The 13,060-nt window shown below is 30.9% G+C and carries 14 protein-coding genes; 6 read left to right on the top strand and 8 right to left on the bottom strand.

The window, feature by feature from the left end; all coding sequences use genetic code 11:
- Nucleotides 1-342 precede the first annotated feature (342 nt).
- The 3 genes from map (at nt 343) to AAC008_RS06650 (ending at nt 2,454) form a co-directional block, all read left to right on the top strand.
- Nucleotides 343-1,161: a type I methionyl aminopeptidase gene (map, locus tag AAC008_RS06660; protein WP_339888228.1), complete on the top strand. Its 819-nt coding sequence runs from the start codon at nt 343-345 to the stop codon at nt 1,159-1,161.
- 102 nt (nt 1,162-1,263) lie between these two features.
- Complete coding sequence (locus tag AAC008_RS06655) at nt 1,264-1,644, top strand: GxxExxY protein (protein WP_339888226.1); 381 nt, start codon at nt 1,264-1,266, stop codon at nt 1,642-1,644.
- 39 nt (nt 1,645-1,683) lie between these two features.
- Nucleotides 1,684-2,454 carry a methyltransferase domain-containing protein gene (locus AAC008_RS06650; protein ID WP_339888225.1) on the top strand — a complete coding sequence of 257 codons (771 nt, stop codon included), beginning with the start codon at nt 1,684-1,686 and terminating at the stop codon, nt 2,452-2,454.
- Nucleotides 2,455-2,541: 87 nt separating this feature from the next.
- Here AAC008_RS06650 and AAC008_RS06645 read toward each other — a convergent pair whose 3' ends face one another.
- From AAC008_RS06645 to AAC008_RS06610, 8 genes are all read right to left on the bottom strand, one after another.
- A complete protein-coding gene (locus tag AAC008_RS06645; RefSeq protein ID WP_339888224.1) occupies nt 2,542-3,555 on the bottom strand; it encodes an FAD:protein FMN transferase in 1,014 nt (337 codons plus the stop codon).
- Nucleotides 3,533-3,895: a Na(+)-translocating NADH-quinone reductase subunit F gene (locus AAC008_RS06640; RefSeq protein WP_339888222.1), complete on the bottom strand. Its 363-nt coding sequence runs from the start codon at nt 3,893-3,895 to the stop codon at nt 3,533-3,535. The genes AAC008_RS06645 and AAC008_RS06640 overlap by 23 nt, the downstream gene beginning before the upstream one ends.
- Before the next feature lie 95 nt (nt 3,896-3,990).
- Nucleotides 3,991-5,304 carry an NADH:ubiquinone reductase (Na(+)-transporting) subunit F gene (gene nqrF, locus AAC008_RS06635; protein ID WP_339888221.1) on the bottom strand — a complete coding sequence of 438 codons (1,314 nt, stop codon included), beginning with the start codon at nt 5,302-5,304 and terminating at the stop codon, nt 3,991-3,993.
- On the bottom strand, nt 5,304-6,053 hold the full coding sequence (gene nqrE / locus AAC008_RS06630) for an NADH:ubiquinone reductase (Na(+)-transporting) subunit E (protein ID WP_339888219.1): 750 nt from the start codon (nt 6,051-6,053) through the stop codon (nt 5,304-5,306). Before nqrE ends, nqrF begins: the two co-directional genes overlap by 1 nt.
- A 3-nt stretch (nt 6,054-6,056) precedes the next feature.
- Nucleotides 6,057-6,728 carry an NADH:ubiquinone reductase (Na(+)-transporting) subunit D gene (locus AAC008_RS06625; protein WP_339888218.1) on the bottom strand — a complete coding sequence of 224 codons (672 nt, stop codon included), beginning with the start codon at nt 6,726-6,728 and terminating at the stop codon, nt 6,057-6,059.
- Nucleotides 6,729-6,730: 2 nt separating this feature from the next.
- A complete protein-coding gene (gene nqrC / locus AAC008_RS06620; RefSeq protein WP_339888216.1) occupies nt 6,731-7,462 on the bottom strand; it encodes an NADH:ubiquinone reductase (Na(+)-transporting) subunit C in 732 nt (243 codons plus the stop codon).
- A gap of 2 nt (nt 7,463-7,464) precedes the next feature.
- Complete coding sequence (locus tag AAC008_RS06615) at nt 7,465-8,682, bottom strand: NADH:ubiquinone reductase (Na(+)-transporting) subunit B (protein ID WP_339888215.1); 1,218 nt, start codon at nt 8,680-8,682, stop codon at nt 7,465-7,467.
- 23 nt (nt 8,683-8,705) lie between these two features.
- On the bottom strand, nt 8,706-10,052 hold the full coding sequence (locus tag AAC008_RS06610; RefSeq protein WP_339888214.1) for a Na(+)-translocating NADH-quinone reductase subunit A: 1,347 nt from the start codon (nt 10,050-10,052) through the stop codon (nt 8,706-8,708).
- 196 nt (nt 10,053-10,248) lie between these two features.
- Here AAC008_RS06610 and AAC008_RS06605 point away from each other — a divergent pair, with 196 nt between their 5' ends.
- The 3 genes from AAC008_RS06605 to apaG are packed head-to-tail and all read left to right on the top strand — an operon-like array spanning nt 10,249 to nt 12,953.
- The gene (locus AAC008_RS06605) at nt 10,249-11,502 is read left to right on the top strand and encodes a DUF5103 domain-containing protein (protein ID WP_339888213.1); all 1,254 of its coding nucleotides are present in this window, start codon (nt 10,249-10,251) and stop codon (nt 11,500-11,502) included.
- A complete protein-coding gene (locus AAC008_RS06600; protein WP_339888212.1) occupies nt 11,502-12,563 on the top strand; it encodes a DUF3667 domain-containing protein in 1,062 nt (353 codons plus the stop codon). The genes AAC008_RS06605 and AAC008_RS06600 overlap by 1 nt, the downstream gene beginning before the upstream one ends.
- 3 nt (nt 12,564-12,566) lie before the next feature.
- The gene (apaG, locus tag AAC008_RS06595; protein ID WP_339888210.1) at nt 12,567-12,953 is read left to right on the top strand and encodes a Co2+/Mg2+ efflux protein ApaG; all 387 of its coding nucleotides are present in this window, start codon (nt 12,567-12,569) and stop codon (nt 12,951-12,953) included.
- Nucleotides 12,954-13,060 lie beyond the last annotated feature (107 nt).

Here is a 13,060-nt window from a genome sequence, read left to right as displayed (position 1 = left end):
AAACTTTCTAAAAATATGACATTTCTCATCTTTAACGAATTGTTATTAAATGTTTATTGCCATAGCCCAGATGGGAACGACATCCTTTTTTGTTTCGTTCTTAAAACGAGGCAAAAAAGATATAGTGGACAGCTGGAAATAGCTTCTAAAAAAGAAAATTATTAGTTAAAAATTGTACAGTTGAAATTGATATTGTCATTGATATTGCAATTGTTAAGAAAATTGTACTTTTGCGTTTCTGAAATAGTCATGAATCACATAATTAATCATGAATTTATATTTCCTCATGACATTCAACATGACCTTTAAAAACAATAAACAGCTACATATTAAAATTAGAATATGATTATTATAAAAACTCTTGAAGAAATTGAAATAATGCGTGAAAGTGCATTAATCGTTTCGAAAACGCTTGGTATGATTGCAAAGGAAATCAAACCAGGAGTAACGACTTTATATTTAGATAGACTAGCCGAAGAATTTATTCGTTCTCATGGTGCTGAACCTGCTTTTTTAGGCATGTATGGTTTTCCGAATTCATTATGCATGAGTCCAAATACACAAGTCGTACATGGAATTCCTAATGACACACCTTTAGTTGAAGGTGATATTATTTCAGTAGATTGTGGTGCTTTAAAAAACGGCTTTTATGGTGATCATGCTTATACTTTTGAAGTTGGTGAAGTAGATGAGGAAACAAAAAAACTTTTAAGAATTACAAAAGAATCTTTGTATGAAGGTGTGAGAGCTACAAAAGTTGGTAATCGTGTTGAAGATATAGGAAATGCTGTTCAGACTTATTGTGAAGCACATGGCTATGGAGTAGTTCGCGAATTGTGTGGTCATGGTTTGGGAAGAAAAATGCACGAAGATCCTGAAGTTGCTAACTATGGAAAACGTGGTCGTGGTAAAAAATTAGTCAACGGAATGGTTATTGCCATTGAACCTATGATTAACATGGGTACAAGAAACATAAAACAACACAAAGACGGTTGGACAATTACAACTGCTGACAATAAACCAAGTGCGCATTTTGAGCATGATGTTGCTATTGTTGATGGAAAACCTGAATTGCTTTCTACTTTTGCTTATGTTTATGAAGCTTTGGGAATTGTGAGTAATGAGGAAGATGGATTGCGTCAGAAGGCTTTTGTTTTGTAGGGTTATTCCACAGAGCTACACAAAGAAAGCACAGAGATTCGCAAAGTATTTTTAGTTATAGCTTGTTAGAGTTTCATACAGATTAATTTTAGATAGGTAAAGATGGATATTAACAATTTATCATATAAGATTATTGGACTTGCTATTGAAGTTCATAAAGAATTAGGCCCTGGTTTGTTGGAATCTGCCTATCAAGAATGTCTTTATTACGAAATTAAAAATGCTGGTTTTTATGTTGAAAAAGAAAAATCACTACCAATCATTTATAAAGATATAAAAATAGATCATGGTTATAGAATTGATTTATTAATTGAAAATAAATTAGTTTTGGAATTAAAAACGGTAGAAAAATATACAGATATTCATTTTGCACAAGTACTAACTTATCTAAAACTCGGAAATTATCCTTTAGGATTACTAATAAATTTTGACTCCAAAATTTTAAAAACCAACATAAAACGATTTATAAACGAACCTCTGTGAAACTCTGCGTTTCCTTTGCGAATCTCTGTGTAACAAACCATGAAAAAAATATTCAAATTCATTCTTAACACCATTCCAAGACCTATCTTAATTCGATTGAGTATTGTGGTTCGTCCTGTTTTAGCTTTTTTACTAAAAGGAACTAAATTTACTGATCCTATTGACGGAAAAAGTTTTAAAATGTTTTTGCCTTATGGCTATGGAAAGCAACGAAATAATGTTTTATCACCAAGTACACTTTCGTTAGAAAGACATCGTTTGTTGTGGTTGTATTTACAGAATGAAACTAACTTTTTTACTTCTGAAACAAAATTAAAAGTCTTGCATTTTGCACCTGAACAAGAGTTTTATAAGCGTTTTAAAAAACAAGCAAACATAGAATACACTACGACTGATTTACTTTCACCTTTAGCGGATGTAAAAGCTGATATTTGTAATTTACCTTTTGAAGATAATCAGTATGATATTGTTTTATGCAATCATGTTTTGGAACATATTCCTGATGACACAAAAGCTATGCAAGAATTGTATCGTGTTTTAAAGCCTGGTGGAATGGGAATTTTTCAGATTCCTCAAGATTTATCTCGTGATGTTACTTTTTCAGATGATTCAATTACGGATCAAAAAGAACGTGCTAAAATCTTTGGACAATATGATCACGTTAGAGTTTATGGAAAAGATTATTTTGACAAATTAAGAAGTATTGGCTTTAAGGTTGAAGAAGTTGATTATACGAATACTATTTCACCTGAGTTAGTAGAGAAATATTGTTTAGCAAAAGGAGAAATTATTCCGGTTTGTTTTAAATAATTTATCTTTCTGTCAATCTGAACTTGATCCAGATTCTAAATCATAGATGCTGATATGAATTCAGCATGACAAAAAAACAAGATTAATCTATTGAACTAAACTTTTAAAATTTTCTGTTTTAAACTGCTTTACTTCATTATTTTCATCTCTATAAATCAAAAGTACGTGTAAATCAGGATGGTTTTTTGCGAATTCCATTCCTTGTTTAACATCCAAAACCATAAAAGCCGTTGCATAACCATCAGCCATTTTACATGTTGGTGCTAAAACAGTTGCGCTTAAAACATTCCCTTTTTGAGGTTTTCCTGTTTTTGGATTTATGGTGTGAACAAATTTTTCACCTGTAATAGAGTCTGTAACAACTTTTCTATAATTACCCGAAGTTGCCATTCCAAGATTTTCAATTTTAATTTTGGCAATTAAAGTTCTTTCTTCTGTACTTTGTAAAGGATCATCAATTCCGATTATCCAGTTTTTATCATCAATTGTATTTTTTCCAAAACCTACTAATTCACCACCAATTTCTACGATTCCATTTTCAATTCCTTTAGCTTTAAGAAAATCGGCAACAACATCCACAGAATAACCTTGTGCAATTGCGTTGAAATCGAAATAGGTTTCTTTATGAAGTTTAGAAATGGTTTTATTTGTGTTTAATTTCACTTTATTAAATCCAACGAAATTCAACAAACTATCTATTTGTGCTTGATTTAAATCTTTTCTTTGATGACTTGGTCCAAAACCATAAGCGTTCACTAAAACCCCAATAGTTGGATCAAAAAGTCCATTTGTTTCCTTAAATATTTGATTTGAAGCGTTGAAAGTTTCTATAAAAAAATCATTCACAATTACTGTTGAATCACCTGAATTTATTTTAGAAATTTCAGAATCATCACGATAAGTGGAAAGAGACATATCAAAAGCTAATAATAAAGAGTCAATTTGTATTTTCGTCACTACTTCTTCATTAGCAATATATTTTATACTATAAGTGCTTCCTTGAGCTTCTCCTTGTATAATTTGAAATGCAGGTTCACTTTTCTTGCAAGAAGAAAACGCAATTATCAAAAAAACAAAACTAAATAATTTCTTTATATCCATTATAATTGATGATGTAATCTGATGATGTATAAATTGGTTGATCAAAATCTTCTGCATTTGCTATTCCGACGCCAGCAAATAAAACCTTAGCATTTTTCTTTTTGGCGTGACTTAAAAATGTTTCAATAAATAAAACATTAGGTTCGTCTGGGTTTATTGGATATGGAACAGCTTGAACCATTACAAAATGTAAGGTGTTTTGCGTATCAACACAAACAAATTGAGGATGTTTTTTAAGTTGACTGTTAATAGCTATGAATTCGAACCCTTTTTTTTCAAGGTCTTTACCAACATGATTCATGGCAATTTGGTGTAATTCTTGTTCTGAGAGCTCTTCCATAGGGCAAAGATAACAAAATAGGGAACGTAAAATTTAGAACAATTCATAAAATAAAAAAAACCGACTCATTTCTGAATCGGTTTTGTGTTTTTAGATTATCCTCCAAAGTCATCAAATCTAATATTATCTGGATCTAAACCAAAGTCTTCACCCATTTTTTGAACCGCATTGTTCATCATTGGTGGTCCACAGAAATACAATTCAATATCTTCTGGCTCTTCATGTTTAGATAAATAATTATCAATTACTACATTGTGAATGAAACCAACGAATCCGTCTCCTTCACCTTCTGTAGATTCTTTAATTTTCCAATTATCTTCTGGTTGTGGTTCAGAAAGTGCTAAATAGAATTTAAAGTTAGGAAAATCTTTCTCTAAAGCTCTAAAGTGATCTGTATAGAACAACTCTCTTTTAGAACGTCCACCATACCAATAAGTCACTTTTCTTCCAGTTTTAATTGTACGGAAAAGGTGATATAAGTGAGAACGCATTGGAGCCATTCCAGCACCACCACCAACGTATAACATTTCTGCTTCAGATTCATTGATGAAAAATTCACCATAAGGACCAGAAACTGTAACAGGATCACCTGCTTTTCTTGAGAAAATATATGATGATGCAATTCCTGGGTTAACTTTTGCCCATCCGTTAATGTTTCTATCCCATGGTGGAGTAGCTACACGAACGTTTAGCATAATTTTTCTACCTTCAGCAGGATAAGAAGCCATTGAGTAAGCTCTTTCTACTAATTCAGTATTTTTCATTACTAATGGCCATAAATTAAATTTATCCCATTCAGCTTTAAATTTTTCTGGTTCACCTGGATGTTCTTCTGGGTGAGCCGTGATGTCAATGTCAGCAAATTTAATTTCACATTCAGGAATTTCAATTTGAATATATCCACCTGCTTCGTAATGCATATCATCTGGTAATTCAACTACGAATTCTTTAATGAAAGATGCAACGTTATAGTTTGAATATACTTTAGCTTCGAATTTCTTAATTCCAAATACTTCTTCTGGAACTTCGATAACCATGTTGTTTTTTACCTTAACCTGACATCCTAATCTCCATCCTTCTGCTAATTCTTTTCTTGAAAAGTGAGGTGTTTCAGTAGGCAATGCTTCACCACCACCTTCTGTAACAATACATTTACATTGAACACAAGTTCCACCACCACCACAAGCAGATGGTAAGAAAATTTTAGAACCACTAAGTGTAGAAAGTAATGTGTTACCTGAATTAACTTCAATTTCACTTTCACCGTTAATTTTTATTTTTACTGGACCAGAAGAAACTAATTTAGATTTTGCAAACAAAATTATTCCTACTAATGCCAATAATAATACTAAAAACGCTATTACTGTTGTACTGATTAAACCAATTGTACTTACTTCTAGAGCTACCATTATTCTTGTACTTTTTGAGTTAATGAATCTTTAACCGTTTCTATAGTTGTTGAATCAATTACTGTTTCTTCCACTACAACAGTTTCAGATGGCGTAACTACTTCTACAACTTCTTTCTTTACAGGCTCATCTCCACCAGTTAACATACCTCCAAAAGACATGAAACCAATAGCCATTAATCCTGTTAATATAAATGTCATTCCTAAACCTCTAAAAGCTTCAGGCACATTTGAATATCTAATTTTCTCTCTAATTGCACCAATTGCTACAATTGCTAAGAACCATCCAATTCCAGAACCTACACCATAAACAGTTGCTTCTGTAATATTGTTAAATTCTTTTTGCTGCATAAATAAAGACCCTCCTAAAATGGCACAGTTTACTGCAATAAGTGGTAAAAATATACCTAAAGATGTGTAAAGTGAAGGGGCAAATTTTTCAACTATCATTTCTACTAATTGTACCATTGTAGCAATAGTAGCAATAAATAAAATGAATGTTAAGAAACTTAAATCATAATCTGCATATTCTTCTCCTAACCAAATTAAAGCACCTGGTTGAAGTATATATTGATCTAATAAGTAGTTTAAAGGCACTGTAACAAACATTACGAAAATTACTGCTGCACCAAGTCCAACTGCTGTTGATACTTTTTTAGAAACCGCTAAGTACGAACACATTCCAAGGAACGTTGCGAATACCATATTATCAATAAAAATTGACTTTAAAAATAATTGAATTAATTCCATTTCTTAGTTTGTTTCTATTAGACTTTTATTTCTTGAACGTTGAAAACCAATGATTAATCCTAATGTGATTAAGGCCATTGGAGCCAACAACATAAAACCGTTATTTTCATATCCTGTAGCATAAAGTCCTGTTTTTTCAACAGCATCTCCTAAAACAGGGAAACCAAATAATTTTCCAGAACCTAGCAACTCTCTAAAGAAACCTACTACTACAAGTATTAAAGCATATCCTGAAGCATTACCAATACCATCTAAAAATGATTTCCAAGGTGTGTTTGCTAAAGCAAAAGCTTCAAAACGTCCCATGATAATACAGTTTGTGATGATCAATCCAACGAATACTGATAATTTCTTAGCTAAATCAGGAACGTATGCTTTTAATGTTAAATCTACAATAATTACTAAAGCAGCAACTACTACCAGTTGAGCAATAATTCGAATTGCAGAAGGTATAATATTTCTCATTAAAGAGATAACAACGTTACCAACTCCTAATACAAATATTACAGAAAGCCCCATAATTAATGAAGCTTTTAGTTCAGCTGTAATTGCTAATGCAGAACAAATTCCTAATACTTGAACAGTAACTGGATTGTTATCTGTTAAAGGATCTTTTAATAAAGCCATGTTTTTCTTTGAAAACAATGGTTCGCTTTGTGTTTTATTTTCTGCCATTTTTATTTTTTTAATGTTGAAAAATAAGGTAAATAAGAACGGATTCCAGAGTTAATCATTGCTCCTACTCCATTACCTGTAATTGTTGCACCTGATATTGCATCCACTTGATTGTCTGTTTTATCCGTGTTATTTGGGTCACCATTTGATTTAGAAATTTCAATACCTTTAAAATCTCCTGAAGCATTGTAAAGACTTTCACCTTTAAAATCATCCGTAAAGAAAGTTTCTGTAATATTTGCACCTAAACCTGGAGTTTCACCTTTATGATCAAAATAAACACCATTAATAGTTTTCAAATCATCATTAATTGCAATATAACCCCAAATCGCATCCCATAAACCATTACCTCTTACTGGTAAGATGTAAACAGTTTTACCATCTTTTTCTGCAATGAATAATGGTAATTTTTGAGTCTTACCATTTTTTGCATTATCTAATTCTTTTTTAACATCAATTAAATAAGCTTTATCATCATCAGAAACTTTATCTCCTTCAATAACTTTTTGCGATTTAATGTATTTTGTAAACATTTCTGTTGCATTAGATCTATTTACATCATCTTCAGTAAAACCAATTGATTTTAAAATATCTATTTGTGCTTTTACTTGATCATTTTTAATTCTATCAGCTTTTGTGAAATTAGCAAAAAACGCTAATAAAGCTCCTACTACTATTACTAATACAATTGAAAATATAATAGTATATCCGTTTGAATCTGTACGTTTTGACATAATTATGTAGTTTTTACTTTTAAACGTTTCATTCTTCTCTTTATGTTTGCCTGAACTACATAATGGTCAATTGTTGGTGCAAAAACATTCATTAATAGAATTGCCATCATTACACCTTCTGGATAAGCAGGGTTGAAAACACGTATTAATATACTAATGAATCCAATTAAGAAACCATATATAATTTTACCTGTAGCTGTTTGCGAAGCTGATACTGGATCAGTTGCCATAAAGACAATACCAAATGCGATACCTCCTACTAATAAATGTTGCCAGAATGGAAAAGCCATTAAACTATAGAATTTACTTCCTTCTAAAATTACTCCTGAATCTACTAAACCATTAAATATTAATCCCATTGCGATTGCTCCTACTACAGAAGAAATCATAATTCTTGCACTTCCTATTCCTGTAAAGATTAAGAAAGCTGCACCTAATAATATCATTAATGTAGAAGTTTCTCCGACAGAACCTGGAATAAATCCAAAGAACATATCTTGAGCTGAATGCAATAGCGGTTTATTTGCAGCAAGAGTTCCTAATATAGTCTCTCCCGAAATTGCATCTGTACCAGCAGCATTTTTTACTCCATCAACAGCTCCATGAACCCAAACTTTATCTCCTGACATCCAAGCTGCCCAGTTGAAGAATAAGAAAGCACGAATAGTTAAAGCTGGATTTAATACATTCATTCCTGTTCCACCAAATAATTCTTTACCAATGATAACACCAAAGATAACAGCTACTGCTAACATCCATAAAGGTAAATCAATCGGCATAATTAATGGAACAAGCATTCCTGTAACTAAGTATCCTTCTTCGACTTCATGTTTTTTAACGGTTGCGAATATAAATTCAACTCCTAAACCAACCCCATAAGAAACGATAAGCATTGGAAGAATTTTTGAGGCTCCAAGCAATAAATTATCTAAATTCCAGAAATTAGTTGATAAAAAAGCCATTCCATCATTTGGAAAACCGTTTATCTGACCATAATGCTGAAAACCAGCATTGAACATACCAAAAATTAATGCAGGAATCAATGACATGATTACTGTATTCATTACACGTTTTAAATCAGCTGCATCTCTAACGTGTGCTCCTGAATGTGTAGTGATATTTGGTAAATATAGAAAAGTGTGCAAAGCATTGAACGATTGTTCCATCTTTGTACCTTTATACTTCTCTTTTAAATTATGTAAATTTTGTTTTAATCCCATTTTCGTTTTTCTTTATTTTGAAATTAACCCACCTCATTAATCATCATATCCAATCCAGCACGGATTATTTTTTGATGATCTTGTTTTGAAACGTCAACATATTCTGTTAAAGCAAAATCTTCTGGAGCTACTTCATAAATTCCTAAAGCTTCCATTTGATCAATATCTCTAACTAAAATAGATTTTAATAATTCCATTGGATAAATGTCTAAAGGAAATACTTTTTCATATTTTCCAGTAAGTACAAATCCTCTGTGTTCTCCGTTTGTATTTGTATTTAAATCGTATTTTTTATTTGGCGTTAAGAATGAAAACATTCCAGCTCTATAAATACTAAATTTATTAGGCCTTGGTAAATTCCAACCAAAGAAATCATAATCATCACCTTCTGGAATTACAGTAACTTGAGAATGATAAAATCCTAATGATTGTTCTTTAGATTTTTTATCTCCAGTTAAAACGTTTCCACTGATGATTCTATAGTTTCCATCTTTTAAGTTAGAAGCAACAACATCTGACATTTGAGCACCAGCAATTACATTTACGTAAGAAGGTTTATCAAATCCAGTTCCTGTTAAAGCAACTGTTCTTTGAAGATTTAATTTTCCTGTTGAGAATAGTTCTCCAATTACAGCAACATCTTCTATTTGAATAGTCCAAACTTTTTCCCCTTTATTGATTGGATCAATAGTAGCAATTTGAGTTGAAACCAATCCAATTGGATGAACTCCTTCTCCTTTATGAAGAATAATCGCATCAGTTTCTGGCATAAAAGCAGCATTCGACTTTGTAGTTACATGAACTTTTCCGGTAGTTAATTTTGCTAAAACCTCGAAACCAGCTTTTAAAAATTCTTTTTTACCTTCTAAAGTAAAATTCAAATCACCAGCTAATGGTGCAGAATTGATTCCAGATACAAAAATTGCTTTTGGAGTATCGGCAGAATTAGCAATCACATCATAAGGACGCTGATTGATAAATGGCCAACAACCTGAAGCCAACAAGTGTTCTTTTACTTCTTGAGACGATAAATCTTTTGGGTTTTTTTTGCTATGCTCTATGTGAATATCCTGAAAATCTGCCGTGATAAGAATTTGTAATATAACTCTTTTATCACCACGAGTAATCTCTTGGATAGTTCCACTTACGGGAGAAACAAATTTTACTGACTCATCATTTTTTGAGTAGAAAATTACTTCCCCAGCTTTTACTTTTGCTCCTTCTTTAACAACCATTTTTGGTGTCATTCCGTGAAAATCAGAAGGATTAATAGCATAGACTTTCGATCGGGAAACAACAGAAAGTGTATTTTCTGCCTCACCCTTCAATTTAAGGTCTAAACCTTTTTTAATTCGAATGTCTTTTGACATGTGTATTGAAGATATGGTTAGTACTATTTTATAAAACGTGCAAATTTAATCATTTACCAATATGCTTACCAAATATTTAACCATGTGATTTTGTTATTTAAAACAGTTCTAAATAATTGTTTTTTAGGATTCAAGCATAATTATTGTAAAGTTATTTTTAGATTTACTAAATTTACATTTCCCTATACATTATTTTATGAAAAAATTATTTATTCTTTTATTGACTATACTCGGCTTTGCAAAGGTTTTTTCACAATCATTAACCGAACAAGAAGTTACTCCACCTTACAACATTAAAGCTGTTTCGTTTCATCAAAGAGATTCGGTCGCAACTCCTTTTTTTAGATTGGGAGATAGCTTTGAACTACAATTTGATGATCTTTTTGGAAATGAAGCAGATTACTACTACACAATTACACAATATAGTTACGATTGGAAACCAACTAACTTAGCTAAAGTAGAATATTTACAAGGAATGGACAATCAACGAATAATAACATATGAAAATTCATTCAATACTTTACAACTATACTCACATTATGTTCAAACATTTCCAAATCGTTTTAACAGAATAACAAAAAGCGGAAATTACATGGTTAAAATATTTAATGATGATAAAGAAATTGTTTTTTCAAGAAAATTCATCATTTATGAAGATATTGTTGCAGTACCAGCAGTTGTAAGAAAATCAAGAAACATTCAGACTATTCAAGAAAAACAAAACTTGGACTTTACCATAAACCTAGGCGAAACAACCTATCAAAACCCAAAGCAAAATATAAAAGTCAGTATTTTTCAAAATGCTCGTTTTGATACTGCAAAAAATAATATCGCTCCACAATACACCATTGGAAACGAATTAGTCTATAGGTATAATGAAGAAACGCAATTTTGGGGCGGAAATGAATTCTGGAATTTTGAAAACAGCACCATTAGAGCGACGAGCAACTCTGTTTTAAAATACACTGCTGGAGACATTTACAACACTCATCTATATGCAAATCACGAAAGAAAAAACAAGATTTACACTTATTACCCAGATATAAATGGAAGGTTTTTGGTCTATAATAGAGGCGCAGAAAACTCATCTATACAAGCTGATTATACTTGGGTTTATTTCACATTAGATGCCGCAACTACTTTTACTAACAACAGTATCTATATTGGTGGTATGTTTAATAACTATGCCAAAACTGATGAATATAAAATGGCCTACAACAAAGAAAGTGGTTTCTATGAAAAAGCTGTTTTAATCAAACAAGGATTTGTAAATTTCGAATACACCTTAACAGATAAAAAAGGAAATGTTGATAGTGAAAACGCTATAGATGGAAACTTTTATCAAACCGAAAACCAATACAACATCGTTGTTTATTATAGAGGAAACAATGATAGATACGATAGAGTAATAGGAAACGGAATGACTACTTCTAAAGTTATTAAAAACTAATGTCCAAAAGAAAATCAAGACAGTTTAGAGGTTCAAAATGTTTAAATTGCGAGACTGCATTAGACATTAGCGAAAAATATTGCCATCAATGTGGACAATTAAACTCAACCAAAAAATTAACGATTGGAGATTTTTTTGAAGAATTTCTATCCAACTTTTATGCTTATGATTCTCGCTTAAGAAACTCTATTGTTTCAATTTTCACAAAACCAGGAGTTTTAGCAAGGGAATTTAACGAAGGAAAGCGTCAGAAATACGCCAATCCTTTTCGTTTGTTTTTGAGCGTTTCCATTGTTTTATTTTTAACAATGAGTATTGAAGAACCTGACATTAATTTAAATCCTAATTTAGAAAAGGAAATTGAAAATGAAAAACAAATAAACAATATTAAAGACAGCTTAGATGTGTCTGTATTTGGAAAAAGCAAAAATAAGGACATTGCTTCATTAAAAACAGAAAAACTACACAAAGACTCTATCTACAATAAAACACAACTAGACAATAGTATTTATATTTTTCAAAGAACCATTTCTTCATATAGAAATTTTCACATAAAATACCCAGAAAAAACTACAGAAGTAAGTTTAATAGAATTAGGCTATAAAAATGATTATTTGAATAGACTAGTATTCAACAAAGCAATCACCTTCAAATCTAATGAAATCACAGATGAACTTTTTAGCTATTTCTTTCAAAAATTTCCGATATTATTATTTGTAACATTACCATTTTTAACCATAATGTTTTGGTTGATGTTTTTTTCGAAATCAAGAAATTACACAGAAAACTTAGTGTTTTCATATACTTTTTTTACATTTATGTTTGTAAGTTTCATACTTTTCAATCTATTAGAATATTTTTTTATTGATTATTCTAACTACATTATTTTTCCTACATTGTTAATTATTTTTCCAATTTATTTTTACAAATCTTTAAGAAATTTTTACCAAAAAAGCCGTTGGATAACTATTTTAAAATTCGTACTTTTGAACATATTATTTATACCTTTTGCAATATTGAGCATGTTTTTAATACTGTTTTTAGGTGTCTTATTCTTTTAACCTATGGTAACACAAATAACAAGAGGCATTAAAATTTCAGTTTTGACTAGTTTTGAAGGTACATACTTCAAGAACTACAAAATTCATTTTGCTTTTTCTTATGAGATTACTATTGAAAACCAAAGCAAAGATTCTGTGCAACTAAACACACGTCATTGGGAAATTTACGATTCTTTAAGTCAAACAGAAATTGTTGATGGCGAAGGTGTTGTTGGAAAAAAACCCGTCCTAAAACCCGGAGAATCTCACGTTTATTCTTCAGGATGTTTATTAGCTTCACCTATTGGAGCTATGAAAGGTCATTTTAATATGATAAATTTCACCTCAACAAGAAGTTTCAAAGTTGAAATTCCAACTTTTAAATTAAGTGCAACTTTTGCCTTAAATTAATTTGTATCTTTTCTAACATACTTTTTAAAAAATCATTCGTATTTTTGCATACAAATAATAATTTTTCAGAAATCAATCGTCTGAAAATCTAATATCTAAATAAAATT

The sequence above is a fragment of the uncultured Flavobacterium sp. genome (assembly GCF_963975515.1).
In the GTDB taxonomy this organism is placed as follows: Bacteria; Bacteroidota; Bacteroidia; order Flavobacteriales; family Flavobacteriaceae; genus Flavobacterium.
Note: the sequence above shows the minus strand (reverse complement) of the source record. Positions and strands in the feature narration are given on the sequence as shown.